The organism is Synechococcus sp. Lug-A, assembly GCF_024345655.1.
Lineage (GTDB): Bacteria > Cyanobacteriota > Cyanobacteriia > PCC-6307 > Cyanobiaceae > MW101C3.
The window spans coordinates 120219-142682 of the sequence record NZ_JAGQBN010000008.1 but is presented as its reverse complement, the minus strand read 5'-3'; the positions used below and the strand labels follow the sequence as shown (position 1 = coordinate 142682).

Sequence of the window (22464 nt, the reverse complement as noted above, 5' to 3'; positions counted from 1 at the left end):
GTGAGCCGCCGCCAGCCCAGCCAGCGCACCAGCGCGGCGGGGGGCGGCACCTGCTCCAGCACCGGGGCGATGTCCCCCGGGTGGATGTGCTCGCCTTCGTTGCGCCAATCCAGACCCACCACCACCACGGCGGCATCGCTCGCGGCGGCCAAGGCGGCGGCGGCTGCCAGGTTCCGCCCCTCCTCGTGGCGGATGTCCATGGCGGGAGCCGCCGCCCGCAGGCCCGCCAGCGGTGTCACGACACTGCCGGCTGCGGGCCGGGTGTCGGAGGAGCCCCGGTCGCCCAGGTTGGGCTGCGCCGCCAGCCGGCCGATCACCGCCAGCGAGCCAGTGGCGGCCAGCGGCAGCAGCGGCCCCTCATTGCGCAGCAGCACGATCGCCTTGGTGGCCGCCTCCCGCGCCAGCGCCAGGTGATCCGCGCAGCGTCGCAGTGTGACCGGGTAGCGGCCGGCGGGCACGGCGAGTTGAACCCGCAGCTGGCGCAGCACCGCATCGTCGATGCGCGCCTGCAGGGCGGCGCTGAGGGGGTGGCCCGCTGCCGGCCCCAGGCTGCCCGCCAGGATCATCGGAAAGGGCATCTCCAGGTCGAGGCCCGCCTGCAGGGCGCGCGGCCCATCGCGCAGCCCGAAGATGAAATCCGTGACCACGAACCCGCGGAAGCCCCAGCGGCCTTTGAGGATGGCCTGCAGCAGCAACGGGTGCTGGCCGCACCACTCGCCGTTCACGCTGTTGTAGGCGCTCATCACCGAGCCGGCGCCAGCGTCGACGCAGTCGCGGAAGTGGGGCAGGTAGAGCTCATGCAGCACCCGCGGGCTGGCCTGCACATCCACCAGGAAGCGGCAGCCGTCGATGGAGTTGAGCGCGAAATGTTTGACGCAGGCGATGGTGTGGCGCTGCAGTCCGCGGGTCAGGGCGGCGCCCATGGCCCCCACGTGCACCGGATCCTCGCCATAGGTTTCCTGGGCGCGGCCCCAGCCGGGATGGCGCAACAGGTTCACGCACACGGCTCCCACCCAGTTGGCGCCGAACGAGCGGGCCTCAAGACCGATCGCCACGCCGATCCGTTCCTCCAGCTCCGGATCCCAGCTGGCGCCACGGGCGATCGGCACCGGGAAGGTGGTGGCGCCGCCTTCGAGCACCACCCCACGCGGTCCATCGACGAAGTGCAGCCCGCCGATCCCCAGCCGGGGCACCACGCCAGCCGGCCATGGATGGCGGTGAGACGCGTCCTGGGTGGCGATCTCCGCCATCCCCGACCAGAACGGGGTGTCGCCATCGAGGCAGCCGAGCTTCTCCGCCGGGCTCATGCGCTCCAGCAGGGCGCGGGCTGTGCGCTCAATGGCCGCGGCGGGTCCGGCGCGGCCATTGAACAGGTGGGGGCGAGGCGGCGCCATGGCAGGGGGGTGGGCTCACTGTTCATGGTGCAGCCATTCCCAGCAGCAGGCCGCAGGCCGGCACCAACATCGACCTGGCGCTGGTGGAGAGCGGCCACGCCTTCGTGTTCCGCCGTTTCCTCAACCAGTGCGACGCCAAGGCCTACCTGGCGGCGGAGCAGCAAGCCATCCGGCGCCGTGCCGGCATCTGGCAGGTGCCGGGGGGCCTCAGCCGCCCGTGGGACTTCCGCCGCGAACGGCGCAGCGGCGTGACCTCCCTCTCCGCAGATGGCGACATGCAGGCTGCCAAGGAAGCCATGTTGCCAAGCCAAGACCTGTCAACGAACGCTGAGTGAGCCATGAGCAGAGCATGGTGGCCCAATGTGGTGCTTCCCGAAGTCAGGAGCACGTCATGCCAGTGATGCCAATGGTGCTCAGAGATTCGCTGGCCAATGCAAGAATTCGGCATTGCCGTCTGAGAGATCGACTTCACTCTGCGATCAGGTCAATGAGAAGAGGATGAATCTGGCTTGGTTCTCTACTCTCTCTGTTGTATTCATCGGCTTCGTTTGCTTTTTTCAGCGGTGGATGGGCGGCACATCCTTGTTGTGCCAAGGGTGAATTCCCTACCGATGACCCGATGCCCGACGCTGCGTCTGTCCCTTCTCCACATGGCTGACCCGTCCTGATCGCTGACGCGCCCAGCTCGCGCACCCTCACGACTCGCCTGTGCCCCCCCAGCTGCCTTTGGCCCCCGGCCACAGCCTCAGCCCAGCAGGCTGGCTTCCACGGTGAGGCCAGGCCCGAAGGCCAGGGCCACCCAGGGGCGGGGAGCGTTGCTGCGGCGCAGCCGCTCGAGGATGAACAGGATCGTGGCCGACGACATGTTGCCGAACTCGTGCAGCACGGCGGCCGAGGGTGCGATCTGGTGGGGCTCCAGCTCCACCGCCGTGGCGACCGCCGCAAGGAGGCGTGGCCCGCCAGGGTGCAGGGCCCAGGACCCGATGGCGGCGAGGGGTTGCCCTCGGGAGCTGAGCCATCGTTCCAGCCAGGGGCGCAGGTGGGTAGCCACGGCCGCCGGCACCTTTGTGGAGAGGGTCATCTCGAAGCCGTGGTCGGCGATGGTCCAGGACATCAGATCGCTGCTGCCCGGAATCAGGGTGGAGCCGGAGGCCAGCACCTGCAACGGCGGGGCGTCAGCGGCTGCCCCTGCCGCTCCGGCAGCCCCCGTGGCCACCAGCGCACCGGCCCCGTCGGCGAAGAGGGCGTTGGCCACCACTTTCTCCGGATCCCAGCCGTAGTGCATGTGCAGGCTGCAGAGCTCCACGGCGCAGAGCAGCACGCAGGCGTTCGGATCGGCTTCCACGAAGGCCCGCGCCACCCGCAGGCCGTTGAGCGCGCCGTGGCAGCCCATGAAGCCCACATGGGTGCGTTCCACATCGGGGTGGAGGGGCAGCTGGGCCATCAGGGCCAGATCGAAGCCCGGCGCCTGGAACCCCGTGCAGCTCACCGTGACCAGGTGGGTAATCCGCTCTGCAGCCAGGTCGGCATCCGCCAGAGCCCGGCGTGCCGCCTCCAGCGCCAGGGGTTCAGCATGGGTTTCGAAGGCCCGGAGCCGCGCGCCGGTGGAGGGGCTGCTCTCGCCGTAGAAGGGCATGCGGCCATCGATGCCCGCCTCGTGCTCCGCCGACTCCAGCAGCACGCTGTGGCGCAGGTTCACCCCGGAGCGCCGCTGGATGCGCGCCAGCAGGGCCGCCCGCTCCGGTGTGGAAGCGGAGATGCGCGCGGCCATCGCCGCCGATTCCGCCGGGCTGATCCGGTGGCGGGGAACGCTGGTGCCGACGCCGAGGATCGTCAGGGGCATCGCAGTAGCCGTTGCGGCAGGGAAGGCAGGCGAGACGCTGCCCAGAACAGGCCCCGGCTGCTGGTGGGGTGGCGCAGCGCCAGGGCCAGGCCACGACAGAGCAGCTGCCGGCGGCCGATCCGTTGCCGGTGCAGCTCACGCCAGCGGCGCTCGATCGCCGGCTGCCAGCTGCCGGTGCCCTCGAGCACCAGCGGCGTGGCGGCGACGGCGGCGGCCAGGGCCCAGCCCATGCCTTCTCCAGTGAAAGGCTCCACATAGCCGGCGGCATCGCCGAGCACCAGGAAGCGATGGCCCGCCAGGGGGGTGGTGCGGCGACTGAGCGCCGGTGTGCTCTGCCAGGCGGCCTCCGCCAACTGGGGAATGGCGGGAAAACCGGCCTCCGCCAGCACCTGCCTGGCCGCCACCGCGGCGCCTCCACACTCCTGCAGCAGGGCGCGATCGAAGGCCGCCGCCAGGTTGAGGCTGCCGTCCTCCACCCGCACCAGGCCCACGTATCCCTGGCGGCCCACCGCCATGTGAATGGTGCCCTCCTCCCAGCAGCTGTGGCTCCCCGCCAGCACGCAGCCGGCCCCCAGCCGGGAGCGGGGGCTGATGCGGGTGTGGGCAGAGGGCTCGTGCTCCAGGCTGCGGTTGGCCAGCCCCGCCGCCACCAGCACCACGGACGCCTGCACCAGCTCCTGCCGCTGTCCCTGCCGTAGGCAGACGCTGCGGGTTTGGGTACCGGTGCGGGGGGTGACGCCACCCAGCTGCGCGGTGGTGTGGGGGCGGAACACGGCACCGGCGTTGACGGCCGCCTCCACCAGCGCCTGATCGAAGCGACCGCGGGAGAGGGCCCGCCCCGGCGGCAGGGCGCAGGTGGTTTCCCGTCCGCCCAGGCCGAGCCGCAGCCGCCGCAAGGGTCGCCCGCCCAGGTGTTCGAGCAGGTGGCCCTGGCCCACGGAGGCGAGGGCCGCCTGGGCCTGGGCGTTGAAGCAGGAGCCGCACACCTTCCAGCGCGGGAAGCTGCGCTTCTCCACCAGGAGCACCTTCAGACCGTGACGGGCCAGATCCAGGCTGGCCAGGGCGCCGGCGGGCCCGGCCCCGATCACCAGCACGTCCCAGGGCTTGCCCGGTTGGCGTTCAACCACGGGACCAGCTCAGCAGGTAACGCTCCGGCCAGCAGCGCTGGATCCTGGCGCCGCTCAGCCCGGCCCGATCAGCCATGGCCGCCACCTCAGCGGGCTGGAAGGCCCCTTGCACCGACAGCGGTCCATCGGTGTGGACGATCCAGCAGCGGCTGAGCAGCCGGGTGCCGGCCCAGGCCAGGCCATAGCCGAGCGGGCTGCGGATCAGGTCGTTGACGAGCACGAGGTGACGGGCCCGGCGGGCCATCAGGGCCAGCAGTACCTCGGCGTCGTGGTCGCCCAGGTGGTGCAGGAACAGGGAGGTGATTACCACGTCATAGCCAGCGGGCGCGGCTCCGTCCGGACCGGAGGGCAAGGGATCCGCCAGGGCATCGGCCTGGAAGAAGCGCGCCGCGGCGCCGCGGCGTTCCGCATTGGCGCGGGCGATCGCCACAGCGCTGGCGCTGATGTCGCAGCCCTCCAGGATCAGCGGCAGCTTGCTGCGCCGGGCCAGCAGGACCAGATCAATCACGGTGTCACCGCCGCCGCAGGCCAGATCGAGGACCCGCAGCGGCTGGTCTGGCTGCCGCGCCGCCAGCGCCGCGATCGGCGCGAACAGGGAGGCGGAACAACGGCTCAGGGCATTGATGCGGCGGAGACCCGCCAGGGCCCGGGCGTGATCGACGGGGTCGATGCCCGGCTGATCCATCACTTCAGGTATCCGTTCCCTGCGGCTCAGGGCGTTCAGGCTCGGCATCGCCTCGGCTTGTCCTGAGAGGGCATGCACGAATGATGGCGACGCCGGGTGGGCAGAGGGCGGCGTGCGGGGTTCCTCGTTGATCCGTGCGGCAGGGCAGCACCCCTGCTGACCGAGGGCTGGCAGCGATGGCAGAGCTTTTCCGAAGGCGTTGAGCAAACGCCGCACCCACAGCATCCGTTCAAGTGCCTGGGCGTGAAGCTCCTGCGGCCTCAACCAAACCAGGCACGGAGATCTCAGAGATGCATCGGTTGCGGAGCACCCGGCTTGTGTCGAGGCACCCTCCACAGCCTTGATGTGGAGATTGGCAGTACCAGCCATTGGATCGGTGTGATCCAGCCATTGTTGAGAAGCTCGATCACCGGCTACAGCCGTGACGACCACCGCCCAGCACCTCTTCAATGGACTCATCGCCGGACTGGCTGCGGGGCTCACCCTCGCTCCTCCGGCGCAGGCCGCCGAGCGGCTCGGGGCCATCCCCCCAGTCTTCCGGGGCCTCTGGATGGCAGAGGCGCGGCACTGCACTGCCACGCAGAGCGACGAGTCGTGGCTTCGCATCGAGGCCGATCGCCTCAGCTTCTACGAGAGCAGCGGGCCGGTGCTAGCGGTGGCGGGAGAGGGGCCCGAGCGGATCGGCGTGATCATCGCGCTCTCCGGGGAAGGCAGTACCTGGCTGTACCTCGGCCTGCTGAGCCTGGATCCGGGCGGAGACCGCCTGCGGCTGGTCAGCACGGGGGTAGAGGGTGAAGTGCTTCGGGTGCGGTGTGAGACGCACTGAGCCAGCTTCAGGGCTGGTTGACGTTGCACTCCCGCAGACTCCCAGCGATCGCAGTGATCAGGTTCTCAGCCTCATTGCGCCAGTCGCTGCGGAACTTAAAGCCCAGCACCACCGTTTCTCGATTCTGAAGCCGCAGGGCGTAGACCTCGGCGAAGGAAGGAGCGGGAATCGAGGTGGAGAAGGCCAGCCCTTCAACACTGCGCTCCAGCAGGCGGCGCTGAATCGGCCTTCCCTGAGGGGCCTGGACGGCGAGGAACACCGTTGCCACGTAGGCACGCAGTTCGGCCGGGGTCATGCCGGCCTTGGCATCGGTGACGTCAAGCGGAAAGCGAACAGCGGTGAGGCTGAAGCGCTCGCTCTGCGCGTCGGCTGCCGGCGGATGCACCACAGACACAGCATCGGGACCCACCGATAAGGGGCTAGAGAGGGCGCGTGGGGAACGGAAGCAGAGACCCTGCAGCGCCACGACCTTGTCGGGCCGGGCTGGAGCCTCACCTGGTGAAAGCACCAGACACAGAGCGAAGGCAATACCGGCGGCAGCAGGGCAACAGTTTCCCTTCAGAAAGGCAGCCTCTCGCCTGGCAGCCTGAAACAAGCAGGCCCTCCAGGCATGACTGAACCATGCGCGGAACCAGCGGGACGGTGTCACGACGATGCTCCATCCGTGGTTACCAGCATCCTCATCCAAAGGGTTCTAGGACGCGCCTCAACTGGGTCCACCTCGCGTGAACTCTTGAGCTTGCAGCTACTTGACCTCGCGCCTACGGCGATCAGTACCAGACGATCGAGGCCGGGCCCCAATGGACTGTCGAAGTCTTGCTGCCCGTACGCAACAGCATGGCAGCATCATCAACCACCCTCTCCATCATCCCGCCGAAGTGAACTGCATCGCCCTGCTCATCCGTCGCTGCCAGGGTTGGAGCACAGACCTGGCGTGCCAGGGGGGCTGGGCACCCGAAGGCGCACGGCACCAACGACTAGCCGGCGGCCGCCGCGCCCTGCGCCCCCTGTGGTGATCGCCACCAGCTCCCACTGTGATCCAGCCCATCGCGCTGAGGTCTTGAACTGATCAGTCCATTCATGCCGATGAGCAGAAGCAACAGCTACGGCGTGATCACTTGATGAATCCATTCGGCAAACTCCACCGAGAGCTTGATGGTCATGTCAACTCGGTCGATGAGACCTGGTTGCTCGCCATCCGCTGGTAGTAGCAGGACGATCCGTTGGCAATTCGGCCGCACCAATCTACCGTGGCCCGACGGTCAACAATGTTCGTAGATCCTGTCCCACAATTCACCTCCCGCAGAGCCGACCAAGATCAACAACTTCCTCCTGACGGAAACAAACAAGAGAAGGCCTAAGGCCACGCCTGCCCAGGCGAAGTAGTCAGCGTATAACTTCAGCTGGCGTGCTGGAATCAGAGTGCTGTTGCAGAACACTTGGCAATGACGATCGGACCACTGCGGAGGGCGCTGGTCAACGTCCTCATCAGCCACTTGAGCTTGTTGTGAGCCTCAACGCCTAACTGGATCTCCCCAAGAACTGGACAGCCCTCTCTCCCAATCCTTATCTGGTTTCGCGCGGCACACTCAGCTTGTTGACACGAAGCCTGTAGACCAACCAACTCAGGGGCTTACTCATCTTGTTCATTTCCAGGAAGACCATCTCAACTCGAATCGAAGTTGAGCTCGAACCACCATCGAAGGCCTGAAGTAGAGCTATCCGCCTGGTGCAACCCGAATGAGTCAGATCTCATCAAGCCACACCTCCCATACAGACCCAAGGAGCACCTTTTCGGGGATGCCTGCAGCGAAGGCACTCAACCACAGAGCTGGCACAAGAACGCACCACATTGTTCGAGGCGCTTAGGGGCGCTTGATTGCGAGACCCGAGCGCAGCACTGGCCGCTGAACATGAGCTGAATCTGCCAAGCCATGGTGGGCAGCGATTTGGATACGTTGCGGAGGTCCTCAAGCTACGTGCGGCTGTCAATCGCGCAGGAGGGGATTCGAAAAGAACTCTCTGCTGACCGAAAGAGATTGCCCAACCGGAATACCTGCTGGAGTGCGATGAACAACTCTCGGTAGTGAAGTCAACTGATGCCCAGCAGGCCGCGGATGAAGGCCTCACCGCCGAACAGAACAACAGGTACCGATCAATGTTGAGGCTCGCAGCCGCCTGGTGCAGCAGCAGCCCATGCTTCGGGGAGGGGCTTGGGACAACCACGAGCGTGGGGTCTTGATCAGGCTCCAACGCAAAGCTCAGCAGCCTGCACAGGGCATCCCAGAGCCGGAGTGCCAGCTCCACCTGCGCCTTGCCCACGCACACACGTTCAATGCCGCCAAAGGGCTCCAAGGCAATGGGCTCCAGGGTGCGGCGAAAAGCCCCCCGGCGAGGTCAGGCGCCTGAAGCCATTATCATTTGAGGACACGACTTTATGGCTTCAAGCGGAGGGCTGGTTGCGACATGATGCAGATCTCGGCAGAAACGAGAAATGTCGATTGTCACAAGTGCGACTGGATTCTATGGCAGAGATGATTGCGGCTGCAGCTAATTTTTCATTTCCAAGCATCCATTCTCTTCGCAAGTCCTGGGGGCAATGAAATGCTTGCCTTTGTTTTGTCGCGGCTATTCACTCATACGCTTCTCAGTGGTGTCCTGGGAGCGATTTTGGGTGTTGCTATTGGTGTTGTCACTGGGGCACTTCGGCGATCAATTCCAAGCACATTCGCAGTGAGCATAAGGGGCGCGTTTTTAGGCTGCATCCTGGCTTGCAGCAGCCCACTGATTTGCACCCCTGGCTCCCTGGAGTCATGGGGAGCGGGGGGAGGGCTGGGATCATTGTCAGTACTGGTAAGCCTGGCTTTCATTGCCTTGGGAGGGCTAATTGGCGGACTGACTGCAAGCACATTTGGATACCGATGGGCAATGAGAATGAAACCCAGATTCTTTGCCTGGACGATGAGCGGAATTTACATCTTCATGGCAGCTTCTCTTGCATATGGCTATCTCCGCTATTGCTTCGCTGGGTCATCGTATTGTTAAGCTCTATTCTTCCGTCAAAATCCGAGGCCGATCACAAAGGTCAGTTATTGGGATGCGATCTGGATGCGCCACATCATCCAAGCCGAAGATGGCGGGATGTTCTTTGCTTGAGCCAGGGAGAGCCGTCGCTACTGAATCGAACCGTTAGCAAGGGTTGCAGGCGAGCACATCGCCGGAGATGGCATCGGGGCTGCTTTGAGTCGACACCATGCTGTTCATGCCAGAAGGTGATCATGTCGCTGCTGGGAAGGGAAGCCACCCGGCGGGCACGCACACTTGGGCAGTTCGGCTCAGAGGGGCCAGAAGCCACTCCCAGCACTGTGCCATCCACAGCGTCGTGCTCACTCATCAAGCGGATCGCCACTCGCTGACAACGCTGAAGCGCCCGCATTCATCAGTTCATTCACTTCATCGGCAAAGCCGATGCCAGGGAAAGACGTCGTCACCATGCTGCGCAGGCGGTGATCAATTGTGCGCGTCCCAACAGTGTTCTGCACTGATCAGGGGGGACCTGATTCGCGTCATGACGATCGACGCAACACGAGCCTGCAGACGTGTCTGAACATGCCGTTCTCCCTGGCCGGTGTCGCATGGCGGTGACATCGGGTCAGACGTCAACCAAGGCCTTGCATTGCACTCCGGGAGCTACTTGATGCTGATGAAGCCCAGCTGATCCTCAATCAAGGCGCTGCAGGTGGGAGCCTTCTGGCGCACCACCTCTGCGGCGATGCGCATGAGAACGTCCATTCTCCGCGCGACCGCCCATGGATAGCAGGTGTTCCATTCACTGATGTCGCCGATCAAGATGGATGCAACGGTGTCGCCACCGCAGAACTCCCAGTAACAGGAGATGGTGTTGATCCCTTCGTGGTAAACGACAACCCCGCTACGCCCGTTGTCGCTGATCTCCACCCACCATGGTGCAGAGAGGCTCCCGGTCACCGGCTGGCCGGCTCCAGGATGCGGTGGGAGGGAACCTCATGGAGAGCCATCAAGCGACGCTCAATGGTGGCTCCATTGGCCTTCATCCAGGCCGCCGTGGTATCTCCCACTTTTTGCCCATAGATGCGATGGCTGTAGATCACCGCAGTGCCACGACCATCTGCCAGCCTGAATCGCGCAAAGACAGCCTCGATAAAGTGACGAACAGGGAAAAGAACGACGATCAGATGTTCTGCGGGCTTCACGGCAGTGCGGGGAACCGATAAAGTGCGAACCACCACGGCCTTGTTCTGCTTGTAGTTATCGAGCACCCTATTGGCAACATTGGCCAGCCCATCCCCATCGCTGACACCTGGGTACGTGTTGATGGTTATCATGTCCGTCCAGCGACTGAGGTCAGTCTGATCAGATGGAGTGAACTCATGCTGATGCTTTGACGACCATCGAAGGAGATAAGTCTGATCAGCAAACTTCATCGTCAACGGAGAAGCTGGCGGCCCACCTGCCGCATGCGAGGCGATCGGCACAGTCATCATCAATACAGCTGTCAATCGAATCAAGCCACGAAGGTTGCGCATGCCACTTATGCGGGAATCTCACCGGGAAAGGCCCGAAGACAATCTTCAGGAACATGGGCAGGATACGCACTTGCGGTGCGCAGTAGCAGCAAGCAGCGACGTGCGGCTTCGAAGAGATGATGAAGAGGCTGTGAAGAAACCTTGGGGCTGACACTCATCCAGGCAAGACATCCCTTGCGCCATCTCAGCATCGGGCAGGGCCACGAACGCATCAGGCTGCCGTGTTAAGCCGCTTCGCTCGACATGATGGATGGTGCGGCCGTTCCCGGTGGGATCAAGGATCGTCAGCAGCACGCCCTGATTCACCTGGGAGAAGGTGCAGGAAGTCACGACGGTTCAATCCGTATGGAGGCGTGCCGCTGATTGATCTTCAGGTTCAAGATCCGGCAGCTCGATCCGGCAGCTCACTGAAGGACCCGCTCGGGCATGAGCCCTGGACCAAAGGCCTTGGACATCACTGACGCTTCTACCGACTCCCCGGAGACTGCGCTTGCCGCCGCGCTGGGCGTGGCTTTGGGTAACGGGTTAGCGGTAGGCCGCAGTGGGCGCCGGAGCCTCACAATGGGATCGATACTCATCCTGGGCGCCATGACCATGCCGGATCTCAGCGCAGAACAGCCGGCCGGCGACCTCGATCTGCTGCGCATCCTCTGCTGTGTCGCCTGGTCCGATGGGGAAATGTCTGAGCAGGAGCGAAGGCTGCTCAAGAAGCTGGCGGAGCGCACGGCAGCGGCAGATGCCGGCCCAGAAGCCGCTTCCACCGCTGTGGATGCCCTTGCGGCCGAGGCGCTGGGGCCGGAGGCACTCGAGACCCTTCTGCCAAGGATCACCACGGCCGATGACCGGCAGCTGGCCGTGAAGCTTGCATATCAGGTGCTTCGCATCAGCCGGCGACCGGAAGACACCTCGAGCATCAATACCGATGAGAAGTTGGCGTACCGGCGGCTGGTTGAGGGTCTGAAGATCGACGACCGAGAGATTCTCGAAGCCGAATGGGCGGCGGAGCAGGAGCTGGCCCAGCCGCCCGGCCTACTCGCCTTCCTTGCCAACCGCTTTCGAGGCCTGGGGGCCTGGGCAGACAACGACCAGCTGGAGCCGCCAGGCGCAACGCGCCCCTGAGCAGCTTGGCCAGGTGGCGGGATGGACCTGCACCCCCAAGACCCAGAGGGCGAAGCGAAGGTGCAGCAGGTCCTTCGTTCGGCAATGGACAGGCAGGCAAGTCGATCCGTAAGGGTCAGCATCTCCTCTGCAGTTCCAGAGAGAGCCTTGCCAGAGAGATCTACGGCAAAGGCACTCCTGTACAGCGTTGGGTACAGGAGTGCCAGCCCAGTGACGTGGGACGCTCAGGGCCGCTTGATGCCCAGCGCCTGGGCGCCGTACTGCTCGCTGAACATGGCCTGGATCTGCCAGGCCCTCAGGAGCGTTTTGGACACCTTGCGCAGGTCTTCCAACTCCGTGCAGTTGTCGATGGCACGGGAGTGGGCTTCCACGAAGAACTCTCTGCTGACCGAAAGGGACTGGCTCATGGCGATGCCTGTTGGAGGGGGAGGAGCTGATCGGGGCGATGGGTTCAGCCGATGCCGAGCAGGCCGCGGGTGAAGGCCTCACCGCCGAGGGCGAATTCAGTGGCGAGCAGGGCGATGAAGCCGAGCATGGCCATACGGCCGTTGAGCTTCTCGGCGCGCTCATGGAAGCCCCAGCCGCTCTCGGCGCTCACCACTTCCATGCGGGGCTCGGTGGCGAAGGCATTGAGGCGGCCGCCGTCTTCGGTGGTGACGGTGGCGCCGCGAATGGTGGCGCGGTCAAGGGCGCTGGGGGCGGTGGCGGTGGCTTGGGCCATGGGGCTCTCGCTTGGGATGAGAGAACTGTAACAGACTGTTTCGGATTTTGAACAGATGTCGCTTCTGGGCGGCGATGGGGCCCCACAGGTTGTACTTCAAGGGCGCTGCTGGATGTTCCGCCAGCTCCTTTGCGCCCGGGCGGCCTTGCGGAACCAGAGCGGGTGCCCAGCCGGCCGAGATCCTGCTGCGCCCACCCCTTCCGCCGACCTCCTCCGCCTGTTCTGCCGCGGTGCCCTTTCCGGGGACGTTGCTCCTCAGGACTGCGCGTCGGCAGTGGATGGGGGCCCCGCCATGGCCTGGCCTGCCGCTCCCCGGCGGCTGGCGCGCACCCGCAGGCCCTGCTTCGGGGTGGGGCTTGGGATCACCACGAGGGTGAGGTCCTGATCGGGCTCCAGCTCAAGGCTCAGCTGCTTGAGCAGCCCCACCGCCAGCAGCCGGATCTCCAGTTCCGCCAACGCCTTGCCCAGGCACACCCGTTCACCGCCGCCGAAGGGCAGCAGGGTCACCGGTTCCGCCCCTTCCAGATGCCGCTGGGGCCGAAAGGTTGCCAGGTCCTCAGGGTCAGCGCCGTGGCGCTGACTGGCGCTGATGCTCACCTGCACCACCCGATCCGCCGGCACCCGCACACCCGCCAGGGCGATGGGCTCCCGGGTGCGGCGAAAGAACCCCCCCACCGGCGGCGTCAGCCGCATCACCTCCTTCACCACCGCCTCCAGGCGCGGCGCCCGCAAGGCGTCGTAGGCGCTCACGGCCTCGCCTTCGGCCGGTGGCCAGGGCAAGCCGTCGAGTTCCTCCCGCAGCCAGGCCAGCTCAGCGGGATGCTGCAACAGGGTGAGCAGCAGGCAGCTGAGCGCGGAGGCGGTGGTTTCGTAGCCGGCGAACAGGAGCAGCAGCAACTGCTCTGCCACATCGACGTCGGCGAGGGGGAGGCCGGCTTCATCGAGGCCTCCGGCCAGCAGATCGAGGCCGCCGGCGCTGAGGGGGGCTCCGGCAGCAGCGGCGGCCTGGGCGCTCTGAAGCACGGCGCCCAGGCGCTGCAACAGGCGCCTGCGGGCCTGACGGGCGCGGGCGAACGGGCTGCCGGGCAGGGCGAACGGCAGGGAGAAGAGGCCCTGGCACCAGATCTCGAAATCCACGAACAGGGCCTCGCGATCGACCGCATCGAGCCCCAGCACGGTGCTGGCGATCACGCTGAAGGCGAAGCGCCGCAGCTGCGGCACCAGGGCCAGCGGCGCTTGGGCACCCAGCAGGTCCTGGTGGAGCACCTCCACCTGCGCCACGATCGCCGGGCTGTAGCGCTTCAGGGCAGCGGCAGCGAACAGCTGCCCCACCACCCGCCGGCGAGCCTTGTGATCCGCACCATTGCGATTGGCCAGCGACAACGGCCCCAGCAGCTCCCGCACACTGTCCGGCCACCAGCCCTGGACCGCGTCACCCTGGGCGAACAGATCGCTGATCGCCTGGTCGCCGCGGATGAACACGGTGCGCTGTCCCAGCAGGCTGGTTTCGTACACATCCCCGTAGCGCTCGAAGCGCTTACGGGCAAAATCGGGATCACGGAAAAAGGCGAGGGTTTCGAGCACGCCGCTCACGGCTGGCGTGCACGGCAGGGGCTGAAGGGTGGCGGAATCGAGGGGCAAGCGACCGGATCCAAGCGGTGCCCAGGCTGGCAGTCAGCTGAAAGCGGCGCGACGCCATCACGCCTGCCAGCTCCAGGGCGGCCACACCCGTTGGGCCTCAAGCCCTGCTGCGATTGAGGGCGGAATCACCTGATCCTGCTGCTGCACATCCGCTGCAGGTGGATGTGCAACGGCTGAGTTTTTCGCACCGCCATAACGATGCCGGGGTTGGTCGTTGCGCGACATCCTGCCTAGACCACCCATAGCCATCCCTACGGATCTGAAGCGGCCAGGATGAACTCGCCAATGCTCAGGCCACAACCCAGCGATCCACCCGGGCCGCACCACAACCAAGACAACCGCCACCTGCCCGCGATCGGTGGTGAAGCGGGTGTAATGGCCAAAGATCCGATCTGCGGGATGGTGGTACCGAAGGCCACAGCTCTTTCGGCGCAGAGAAGTGGCCGCAGCTACTACTTCTGCAGCCAGAGTTGTCTGCAGACGTTCCAGAATCCCGACCGCGAATTGCGCGTCCTGCGTCGCCGCGTCGGCTTGGTGATCGGCGGGGTGTTGGCGCTGGCGTTGTTGCGGGCCGGGGCGTTCCTTGCTCTGGCGGCAGGCATCAGTTTGATGGCGTGGGTGCCGTTGCCGGCTCTGCCCTGGATGAGCTGGGGGAGGTGGTTGTTCGTGCTCGCCACTCCGGTGCAATTCATCGGCGGCTGGTCGTTCTATGCCGGTGCCTGGGCAGCCCTGAAGCGCCGCGCCCTCAACATGGACGTGCTGATCGCCCTCGGCACCTCCGTGGCCTACTTCTACAGCGTGGTGGTGGTGTTCGCGCCCACCTGGCTGCCGGTCGGTGTGAGTGATCGCGACGTCTATTTCGAAGTATCGGCGGTGGTGATTGCCTTTGTGCTGCTGGGCAAGTTCATGGAGGAAAGCATCAAGCAACGCTCCTCGGCTGCGGTGCGGAAGCTGCTCGATCTCCAGCCCGCCACCGCCACGGTGATCCGGGACGGCATGGAGCTGACCGTTCCTGCCGACACCGTCGCCATCGATGAGCAGGTGCTGGTGCGCCCGGGCGAGAAGATTCCCGCCGATGGGGTCGTGACCGCAGGCAGCAGCTCGGTGGATGAGTCGTTGCTCACCGGTGAATCCCTGCCGGTGGCCAAGCTGGTGGGCGCCGAGCTGATCGGTGGCACCGTGAATGGCCGGGGGGTGCTGCGTTTTCGTGCCACCCGGGTGGGATCCGCCACCGCCCTGGCCCAGATCGTGCACCTGGTGGAAGAGGCTCAGGCCAGCACGGCCAGCGTGCAGCGCCTGGCAGATCAGGTCACCGGCTGGTTCGTGCCTGCCGTGGTGTTGATCGCCGTCGCGGCATTCGTGATCTGGACACTGGCCGGCCAGTTCAGCAGCGGACTGCTGGCCTTCATTGCCGTGCTGGTGATCTCCTGCCCCTGTGCCCTCGGCATCGCCACCCCGGCGGCGCTGATGGTGGGAGTGGGCAAGGCCGCCGAGCAGGGCATCCTGATCCGCAGCGGCGCCGTGCTGGAGCGGGCCGAGCAGCTCACCACCGTGGTCTTCGACAAGACGGGCACGCTCACGCAGGGCCGGCCGATCCTCACGGATCTGATCGCCCTGCCGGGCAGTTCGGAGCGGGACGTGCTGCAACTGGCAGGGTCACTGGAGCATGGCTCGGAGCATCCCCTGGCCGGGGCCATCGGCGCGGCGGTGGCAACGCACGCCGTCGATCTGCTGCCGATCGACCACTTCGAGGCCCGGGTCGGCGAAGGCCTCACCGCCATGCAGGGGGGAGAGCCGGTCTGGCTGGGGAACCGGCACCTGGCCGCTCGCTTCATCGGCGACCTGCCGGAAGCCCTGCAACAACAACTGGGCGACCTTGAGCTCGGTGGACGCACGTCGATGCTGCTGGGCCGGGCGACGCGCCTTCTCGGTCTGCTGGCCGTGGCCGATACGGTCAGGCCTGAGGCCGAGCAGGCTGTGGCCCAGCTGCGTCGCCATGGCGTGCGGGTGATCCTGCTGAGCGGCGATTCCCGCACCACCGCGGAGGCCATTGCCGCGCAGCTGGGCATCAGCGAGGTGATCGCCGAAGTGCGGCCCGCCGAGAAGGCTGGAACGATCAAGTCGCTGCAGCTCACGGGGCAGAAGGTGGCGATGGTGGGGGATGGCGTCAATGACGCCCCGGCCCTGGCCACTGCCGATGTCGGCATCGCCATCGGCTCCGGTTCGGATGTGGCCAAAGAAGCTGGCGACATCATCCTGATCGGCAACGATGTGCGGCAGGTGGTGACGGCCATCGGACTGTCGCGGGCGACGATGCGCAAGATCCGCCAGAACCTGTTCTGGGCATTTATCTATAACGGGATCGGCATCCCGATCGCCGCCTTCGGTTGGCTCAATCCGATGATCGCCGGTGCGGCCATGGCCCTGAGTTCGCTGTCGGTGATCGTCAATTCCTCCTTCCTGCGACGTTTTCGGGTGGCTTGATCGGTGTGCATGCCGTCCGTGCACATCCGGCCGTGGCAGCCGTTGGCGTGAACACTGAAGCCTTCGCGGGTCGCAGTGGTTGCCAGTGTCATTCCGACGACCTGGAGCCCGACGGATCAAACAGACACCGAACGAACGGATACCGATCCAACGGGCACCGATCCGATGAAGCAATGACCCGGAGCCGCGGCCAACTTTTCACAGCGTCTCCATGCTGAGCAGAGGCAGATGCGATGGAGAAGAGCTGATGAAGAGGCACCGACTCGTAGACGGCCGCTTCCATCCGATCGCGTTCCGATGGGACGTGGTGTTCCGATGCACTGCCACAGCAGGGCTGGGGGCGTTCGTTCTGATGCTGGGGGTTCCAGCGTTGTCCCAGCCTCCAGCACCTTCCAGCTCACCGGCGCCAGGGTCGGGAGCAGGAATGGGAGGTCCGGGGGGGGGATGGGCCGGATGGGCGCCCAGTCGATGGATCAACACTTCATCGTGATGATGATTCCTCACCACGACGGTGCGATCGCCATGGCCGATCTTGCCCTCACCCGAGCCAAACGGCCCGAGATCAAAGAGCTGGCCAGGAGCATCAAGGCCAGTCAGACCAGTGAGAACGCTCAGATGCGGATCTGGTACCGCCAGTGGTTCGGCCAACCCGTGCCCAGCTGGAACCAAAGCACAGGTCTGGGCGGCACCGGGGGCGCAGGCGGCGGCATGGGAACGGCGCCCATGGGTGGCGGCATGGGGATGGGGCAGATGGGCAGGGGCACGGATCTCACCGCCCTGAGCAAAGCCCCGGACTTTGATCGTGCCTTCATCGAGCAGATGATTCCCCACCACCAGATGGGCGTGCGAATGGCAACGATGGCCCAGGCCAACAGTCAGCACCAGGAGCTGCGCCTGCTGCAGCAGGCCATGGTGAAGGCCCAGAGCCAGGAGATTGAGCAGATGAGGCAGTGGTACAGGAGTTGGTATGGCTCACCCTGACTCCCCCAGTGAGAGTGAGGGCAGTGTTCAGCCAGCGGGCTGAGCCTTCACAGTGATGGTCAGATGGCCGTCGCTGTCGCGTTGCAGGGCGTAGAGCTGTTGCTGCATCAGCCCCTGCAGTTGCTGCACGGCTTGTTGCTCCTGGCGGCTGGGATGGCGTACGGCTGAATGGAGCAGCCGCAGGCCCAGACCGGCGCTGCCGATCACCCCCAGAGGGCCCATCACCACGGCCAGGCCTGGCACCAGCATCAGCGCCACCGCCAGCACCACCGACATCGGCAGGGCGCCTGCCGCCACCAGGCCGCTGTTCTGCAGGATCTGCAGCAGCCGCTCCTGACGCGCCGCTGCGCTGCCATTGATCAGTTCATCGCGGTGCACCAGCAGTTGATCCAGGGCGGCGATCGCCGCTGAATAGGCGCCTGCCTCGACGGCATTGCCGAGGGTGCGCTGCCAGAACTCCGGCGTCTGAGCTGCGGCGATCAGACCATCGAGATGGTTGTCGCCGCTGGCGCGAAGGCGCTCCAGCCCGGTCATGTTGGCGCTGCCCCGGGCGATGTTGACCGTGCCGTCCTCCCAGATGGCATTGGCGGCCTCCGCCGCCCGGTGGGGCGCATTGGCCTGGCTCTCCAGGTGAGACCAGTGCTTTCCGAGGGCATCACCGCCTTTGAGGAACGCGTCGACGGCAGCGGTGCCGTAGTGCTCCAGTTCGCCTGGCAACCTGGCCAGCAGATCCGCCGCTGCCACGCCGTGATTGGTGGTGGCGGAGCTGATCCGGCTGATCAGCTGGGGATCGACGGCGATGTTGTGGAGCTCACTCAATGACGCAGCAACCGCGCCGCTCGCCATGGCCAGCACCTTGCTGCTGCGAGACAGGCCATGACGCAGCTGCTCGGTGGCGGCGGCACCGGCGGCCAGTCCCGCCTGGGTGAAGGTGGAAAGATCGGCCATCGCCCGGCATCGATTGACCTTCATTTTCACTGGTGTTTTCCTCTGCTGGGGCCAACGGCCTGTCGTTTCCTTCCCTGTGGTTCACGAGCATGATCTGGCGCACGATTCGGCCGGGATGGCCTCACCGTTGCGTGCAATCCATCCCCTGCAGGCCTGACCATTCCGCCGGAACCGATGCCTAGGCTTCCCCTCAGCACCCCAGCTTGAGCGCCGCCTGCCTCCAGGTTTCAGGAACAGCATCCGCGCACGTCCGTGACGCCGTGCCTCCAGGCGGCTGCCCTGACGCCACTGTTGCTGCTGCGGCTTCGATCCGGCATCTCCGGCCAGCCCAAGGCACAAGGCTGCGCTGCGCGGGGCGGGGCTGCATTCCGTTGTCGGCCGGGGTCCGTTTCGGTGGGGGTGGCATCGAACTCCTGATCCTGCTGGCACTGGTGGGTTGGCCGCTGCTGCACGCTGCGGTGCAGTCCGAACCCCGCGCCCGCTTGGCGGCGCCGCTGCCCCTGCCGCCGCCCGGCAGCTATGCGGTGCTGGTGGCCGACTGGGGGCTGCACTCCGCGATCGTGGTGGAGCAGCCACCGGGCTGGCGGCTTGGTCCTCCCGGCGCTGAGGCGGCTCCCTTCCTGGAGATCGCCTGGGGTGACCGGCGCTACTACGCCGCCGGCGATCGCCGCCCCCAGGCGGTGGCGGCCGCTCTGTTCCTGCCCACTGAGGCGGCGCTGTTCCTCGCTGGCCACCCCGATCCGCCGCTGCTGAAGGGAGCCGTCCGCGTGCATGAACGCCGGGTGGATGCCCCCACCCTGCACGCCCTGCTCACCAGCCTGGAGCGTTCGCTGCCCCGCAGCCCCGCCGGCGGCCGGCCCGATCCCCTGCCGTTGCCCGCGGGCCGCACCGCCCGTTTCCTCCCCGCCCACGGCGCCTATCTCTGGACGCGCAACTGCAACTGGTGGACGCTGCAGCGGCTCAGCGACGCCGGCCTCGCCGCCCCGCCACTGGGCGTGCTGTTCAGCCGCCAGGTGCCGGCGCATCTGCAGGGCTTTCAGCAGCGTTGAGCACCAGCACCAGCAGGCCGTGCCTACTGGAATCCCAGACCACAGGGCTGTGGGTCAATCATTGCTGTGATGCCCAACGGCTCACGAGGGCAAGGTGATGGCTACGTGTTGGTGATCAAGGAGCTATCCCAATGCTGAAGGCATCACAAGAGCTGGAGCATGCGATCCAGCGCGGAAAAAGCACCGCGCTATGCCAACCAGATCTGTTGGACGCTGTAATTCCGCCAGCCCTCCCCTTGCCAGCCGCTCAAGCCAATCCAGAAGACCAGCCTGCGGCAACGGCCTAGCCACTCATCACCCCAGCCCGCCCAGACGGATCAAGGCGCCCACCACCACGAAAGCGATCGCCAGGGCGGTGATGGCGCGGATGTGCCAGGCCAGGCCGTTGAGATTGTCGTCGTTGAGGGTGGGGATCAGCTGCAGCCGGGCGTGCAGGGCCAGGGCGGCCGTACCGGCCAGCAGCAGCAGTTTCACCCCCACGAGCATTCCGATCAGGTTCGCCGGGTTGAGCAGCCCGCGGAAGCCGGGCAGGTAGATCCAGCCCATCCAGGCGCCGGTGACCACCTGAATGGCCAGAGCGCTGAGCCCCAGCGGCTCGAACGTGTCCTCAAACGCGCGGATCTGTGCTGCCTCCCGCTCCCGCAGCGCCTTGGGCAGCACCCCCAGATCCAGCACCAGATGGCCACCGGTCCAGACCGTGGCCGCCAGGGCATGAACGATCACCAGCAGCGGAAAGGGCGACACAACAGCTCCACAAGGCTGCTCCCACGATGAAGGCGTTCCGGCACGGGCGGCCATGGCGCAGCCCGGGGCGGTGGCGATGCAGCAGTTCCTGGGGATGCACAACGCTGCCGAGAGATGAACCGCCCTGCCGAGAACGCGACCCCCCGGCCGCCGATCACCGCCTACCTGTGATTGCAACGCTTAGGAGGCTGCTGGCCAACGTTTTGGGCCTTCCATCGCAGCCCCGTGAGGCTCAACAGGGCTCAACAAAGAGACAATTCCTGCCCTCTCTCGCCTAGCGGTAGACATTTCAGGGCGCAGTCAGCCACCGATTCAAACCTTTCAGGCACCTGGTCAGTCGTGATCGCTGCGGGCCATCCGGACAGAGACGTAGTCACCGTCCGCTCCAGCCTCCAGGCGGAAGACGCCAAGGCGAGTCATTGCCTTGGGGGCGACATCTTGCAGCAAGGACGCGAGGCTCTGACCAGGGCTGGAGGCGGGCCCTGGAGCCGGCAGGGGGAAGCCGAAAAAGCGATGCAGCTGCTCCACCGTGGTGGCAGCGTTGAAGCTGAGCGAGAGATCCGCGGGCAGTGAGGGTGGCTCCGGCTGAGGATCGAACAGCCGATCGATCAGGGGTTGCAGCCGGGTGCGCAACGCCACGAACACGTGATCACCTGGCTCCAGGGGCGTGGAGCCCCGGGGCATCACCACCTGCTTGCCCCGCAGGATCAACGTGACCAGGACACCATCGGGCAGGGCCAGATCGCGCAGGTGCTGGCCGGCCACCTGGGCGCCTGGCTTCACGGTGTAATCCACGATCTCGCCATCGACATGGCGCAAAGCGTGGATCTCCACCGACAGGGCCGGTGCCGGATCCGCCGGGCGGCCGATGCGCAGCCAGCGCGCCACCAACGGCAACGACCAGCCCTGGGTGATCGCCGAGATCAGCACCACAAAAAACACCGCATTGAAGATCAGCTGGCTCTGGGGAACTCCGGCCAGCAGCGGAAAGGTGGCCAGGGTGATCGGCACCGCCCCCTTCAGGCCCACCCAGGAAAGAAAGGTGAGCTCGCGCCGTCGAAAACGGAACGGCAGCAGGGACACCACCACCGCCACGGGTCGCGCCAACAGGATCAGCACCAGGGCGATCAGCAGCCCCTCGCCGGCAACGGCCAGCAGCCGACTGGGAAAGCTGAGCAGGCCGAGCATCACGAACAGCACGATCTGGCCCAGCCAGGCCAGCGCATCGTGAAAGGAGAAGATGCCGCGCCGGAACACGATCGAACTGTTGCCGAGCACGATGCCGGCGACGTACACCGCCAGAAAGCCGCTGCCCCCCAGCACCGCCGCCAACCCGAAGGCAACCAGCCCAAAGGCCAGTGCCAGCAGCGGATAGAGGCCCGGGTAATGGAGATGGATCCGGTTCACCGCCCAGGCCGCCAGCCGGCCCACGGCGATGCCCACCAGGCTGCCCACGCCGAACTGACTGAAAAACAACCCCACCAGACCCTGGAAGGAATCGCTGCTGCCGGTGATCAGGCTGATCAGCCCAACGGTGAGGAAGATGGCCATTGGGTCGTTCGACCCGCTTTCCACTTCAAGGGTGTCGGTGAGGCGCTCTGGCAACTTCAGACCGCTGGTGCGCAGCACCGAAAACACCGCCGCCGCATCCGTGGAGCCGACGATGCTTCCCAGCAGCAGCCCCTGCAGCAATGGCAGTTGCAGCACCCAGGCGGCTGTCAGGCCCGTGAGCAGCGAGGTGATCAGCACCCCCACGGTGGAGAGCGCCAACGCCGGGCGCCAGACGGATCGCACCGCGCTCAGGGACGTGCGCAGGCCGCCGTCGAACAGAATCAAAGCCAGCGCCGCGCTGCCGGCGTTGCTGGCCAGGGCGTAGTCCTCGAAGGGGATGCGCCCGAGGCCCTCCGAACCCGCCAGCATGCCAACGCCGAGAAACAGCACCAGCACCGGCACACCGAGGCGGGCGGAGAATTTGCTGGAGCCAATGCCCACCAGCAGCAGCACGCCCACCAGCAGCATGGAGACGTTGATCACGCGCTGATCTCCTGCAACTGCGGCATGGGTCGCTGACGGTCCAGATGCATGGCCGAGCCCTGGGCGAGGTGATGGAGGAGGGGATGGGGGGATGGACGCACCTGTCCCTCGTGTTTACCCACCAGCTTGCTCAAACCCCAGCTGGGCGAGCCACTGCCAGGGGAACCCTCCAGGCCGATGAGGCACCTGCGCTCCCCCACACCTTCGTCAATGGAGAGCACCTCAATGCAGACCGCTGAGCGGCTGCCGCCGATCCCAGGCCCTCGTCCAACCCGGGTCCAGCCCAGGTCCAGCGCTGCCTTA

The 22464-nt window shown here is 65.9% G+C and carries 20 protein-coding genes; 6 read left to right on the top strand and 14 right to left on the bottom strand.

The genetic code is table 11. From position 1 onward, the window contains the following. Positions 1-1394, bottom strand: a 1394-nt coding sequence (locus KBY86_RS07980; protein ID WP_255140765.1) for a glycoside hydrolase family 3 protein, incomplete at its 3' end; no start/stop codon positions are given. A 35-nt stretch (positions 1395-1429) separates the two neighbouring features. Here KBY86_RS07980 and KBY86_RS07975 point away from each other — a divergent pair. Next, positions 1430-1729 carry a thermonuclease family protein gene (locus KBY86_RS07975; RefSeq protein ID WP_315855844.1) on the top strand — a complete coding sequence of 100 codons (300 nt, stop codon included), beginning with the start codon at positions 1430-1432 and terminating at the stop codon, positions 1727-1729. A 410-nt stretch (positions 1730-2139) separates the two neighbouring features. On the opposite strand, the gene KBY86_RS07970 is transcribed toward KBY86_RS07975, so the two are convergent. Genes KBY86_RS07970 through KBY86_RS07960 form a run of 3 tightly spaced genes read right to left on the bottom strand, consistent with a single transcriptional unit; the run spans position 2140 to position 5097 of the window. Then, positions 2140-3237: a type III polyketide synthase gene (locus tag KBY86_RS07970; protein ID WP_255140764.1), complete on the bottom strand. Its 1098-nt coding sequence runs from the start codon at positions 3235-3237 to the stop codon at positions 2140-2142. Continuing rightward, positions 3228-4364, bottom strand: coding sequence for an NAD(P)/FAD-dependent oxidoreductase (locus KBY86_RS07965; protein WP_255140763.1), 1137 nt, complete (start codon positions 4362-4364; stop codon positions 3228-3230). Before KBY86_RS07965 ends, KBY86_RS07970 begins: the two co-directional genes overlap by 10 nt. Next, the gene (locus KBY86_RS07960) at positions 4357-5097 is read right to left on the bottom strand and encodes a methyltransferase domain-containing protein (RefSeq protein ID WP_255140762.1); all 741 of its coding nucleotides are present in this window, start codon (positions 5095-5097) and stop codon (positions 4357-4359) included. Before KBY86_RS07960 ends, KBY86_RS07965 begins: the two co-directional genes overlap by 8 nt. A 373-nt stretch (positions 5098-5470) precedes the next feature. Here KBY86_RS07960 and KBY86_RS07955 point away from each other — a divergent pair, with 373 nt between their 5' ends. Beyond that, entirely contained in the window at positions 5471-5875 is a 405-nt protein-coding gene (locus KBY86_RS07955) for a hypothetical protein (RefSeq protein WP_255140761.1), read from the top strand. Positions 5876-5882: 7 nt separating this feature from the next. Here KBY86_RS07955 and KBY86_RS07950 read toward each other — a convergent pair whose 3' ends face one another. The 4 genes from KBY86_RS07950 to KBY86_RS07935 form a co-directional block, all read right to left on the bottom strand. After that, entirely contained in the window at positions 5883-6284 is a 402-nt protein-coding gene (locus tag KBY86_RS07950) for a hypothetical protein (RefSeq protein WP_255140760.1), read from the bottom strand. A 2977-nt stretch (positions 6285-9261) separates the two neighbouring features. Next, positions 9262-9417, bottom strand: a complete 156-nt coding sequence (locus tag KBY86_RS07945) for a hypothetical protein (RefSeq protein ID WP_255140759.1) — start codon at positions 9415-9417, stop codon at positions 9262-9264. Positions 9418-9565: 148 nt separating this feature from the next. Next, on the bottom strand, positions 9566-9832 hold the full coding sequence (locus KBY86_RS07940; protein ID WP_255140758.1) for a hypothetical protein: 267 nt from the start codon (positions 9830-9832) through the stop codon (positions 9566-9568). A 26-nt stretch (positions 9833-9858) separates the two neighbouring features. Next, entirely contained in the window at positions 9859-10440 is a 582-nt protein-coding gene (locus tag KBY86_RS07935) for a hypothetical protein (RefSeq protein WP_255140757.1), read from the bottom strand. Positions 10441-11028: 588 nt separating this feature from the next. Here KBY86_RS07935 and KBY86_RS07930 point away from each other — a divergent pair. After that, positions 11029-11559: a TerB family tellurite resistance protein gene (locus KBY86_RS07930; RefSeq protein WP_255140756.1), complete on the top strand. Its 531-nt coding sequence runs from the start codon at positions 11029-11031 to the stop codon at positions 11557-11559. 224 nt (positions 11560-11783) lie between these two features. On the opposite strand, the gene KBY86_RS07925 is transcribed toward KBY86_RS07930, so the two are convergent. The 3 genes from KBY86_RS07925 to KBY86_RS07915 form a co-directional block, all read right to left on the bottom strand. Further along, positions 11784-11966 (bottom strand): hypothetical protein, encoded by a 183-nt coding sequence (locus tag KBY86_RS07925; RefSeq protein ID WP_094512647.1) that lies wholly within the window; start codon positions 11964-11966, stop codon positions 11784-11786. Positions 11967-12010: 44 nt separating this feature from the next. Then, positions 12011-12280 carry a high light inducible protein gene (locus KBY86_RS07920; protein WP_255101055.1) on the bottom strand — a complete coding sequence of 90 codons (270 nt, stop codon included), beginning with the start codon at positions 12278-12280 and terminating at the stop codon, positions 12011-12013. A 255-nt stretch (positions 12281-12535) separates the two neighbouring features. Further along, entirely contained in the window at positions 12536-13921 is a 1386-nt protein-coding gene (locus tag KBY86_RS07915; RefSeq protein ID WP_255140755.1) for a cytochrome P450, read from the bottom strand. 375 nt (positions 13922-14296) lie between these two features. On the opposite strand from KBY86_RS07915, the gene KBY86_RS07910 reads away from it, so the two are divergent. Both KBY86_RS07910 and KBY86_RS07905 read left to right on the top strand, forming a co-directional pair. Beyond that, positions 14297-16405 (top strand): heavy metal translocating P-type ATPase, encoded by a 2109-nt coding sequence (locus KBY86_RS07910; RefSeq protein ID WP_255140754.1) that lies wholly within the window; start codon positions 14297-14299, stop codon positions 16403-16405. 453 nt (positions 16406-16858) lie between these two features. Then, on the top strand, positions 16859-17386 hold the full coding sequence (locus KBY86_RS07905; RefSeq protein WP_255140753.1) for a DUF305 domain-containing protein: 528 nt from the start codon (positions 16859-16861) through the stop codon (positions 17384-17386). A gap of 27 nt (positions 17387-17413) precedes the next feature. On the opposite strand, the gene KBY86_RS07900 is transcribed toward KBY86_RS07905, so the two are convergent. After that, complete coding sequence (locus KBY86_RS07900; protein ID WP_255101051.1) at positions 17414-18334, bottom strand: hypothetical protein; 921 nt, start codon at positions 18332-18334, stop codon at positions 17414-17416. A gap of 371 nt (positions 18335-18705) precedes the next feature. Between KBY86_RS07900 and KBY86_RS07895 the strand changes: the two genes are divergently transcribed. Continuing rightward, positions 18706-19383 carry a DUF2459 domain-containing protein gene (locus KBY86_RS07895; RefSeq protein WP_255140752.1) on the top strand — a complete coding sequence of 226 codons (678 nt, stop codon included), beginning with the start codon at positions 18706-18708 and terminating at the stop codon, positions 19381-19383. 294 nt (positions 19384-19677) lie between these two features. Here the strand turns inward: KBY86_RS07895 and KBY86_RS07890 are convergent, their stop codons facing one another. Together KBY86_RS07890 and KBY86_RS07885 are read right to left on the bottom strand one after the other, a co-directional pair. After that, entirely contained in the window at positions 19678-20127 is a 450-nt protein-coding gene (locus KBY86_RS07890; protein ID WP_255140751.1) for a CopD family protein, read from the bottom strand. A gap of 333 nt (positions 20128-20460) precedes the next feature. Further along, positions 20461-22161 (bottom strand): potassium/proton antiporter, encoded by a 1701-nt coding sequence (locus KBY86_RS07885; RefSeq protein WP_255140750.1) that lies wholly within the window; start codon positions 22159-22161, stop codon positions 20461-20463. Between the last annotated feature and the right edge of the window lie 303 nt (positions 22162-22464).

Bases quoted from the DNA above. Each gene is read 5' to 3' on its own strand.
- KBY86_RS07910 (WP_255140754.1), top strand. From the start codon at position 14,297: ATGGCCAAAGATCCGATCTGCGGGATGGTGGTACCGAAGGCCACAGCT.
- KBY86_RS07920 (WP_255101055.1), bottom strand. From the start codon at position 12,280: ATGGCCCAAGCCACCGCCACCGCCCCCAGCGCCCTTGACCGCGCCACC.
- KBY86_RS07925 (WP_094512647.1), bottom strand. From the start codon at position 11,966: ATGAGCCAGTCCCTTTCGGTCAGCAGAGAGTTCTTCGTGGAAGCCCAC.
- KBY86_RS07930 (WP_255140756.1), top strand. From the start codon at position 11,029: ATGACCATGCCGGATCTCAGCGCAGAACAGCCGGCCGGCGACCTCGAT.
- KBY86_RS07900 (WP_255101051.1), bottom strand. From the start codon at position 18,334: ATGGCCGATCTTTCCACCTTCACCCAGGCGGGACTGGCCGCCGGTGCC.
- KBY86_RS07935 (WP_255140757.1), bottom strand. From the start codon at position 10,440: ATGCGCAACCTTCGTGGCTTGATTCGATTGACAGCTGTATTGATGATG.
- KBY86_RS07970 (WP_255140764.1), bottom strand. From the start codon at position 3,237: ATGCCCCTGACGATCCTCGGCGTCGGCACCAGCGTTCCCCGCCACCGG.
- KBY86_RS07905 (WP_255140753.1), top strand. From the start codon at position 16,859: ATGGGCGCCCAGTCGATGGATCAACACTTCATCGTGATGATGATTCCT.
- KBY86_RS07960 (WP_255140762.1), bottom strand. From the start codon at position 5,097: ATGCCGAGCCTGAACGCCCTGAGCCGCAGGGAACGGATACCTGAAGTG.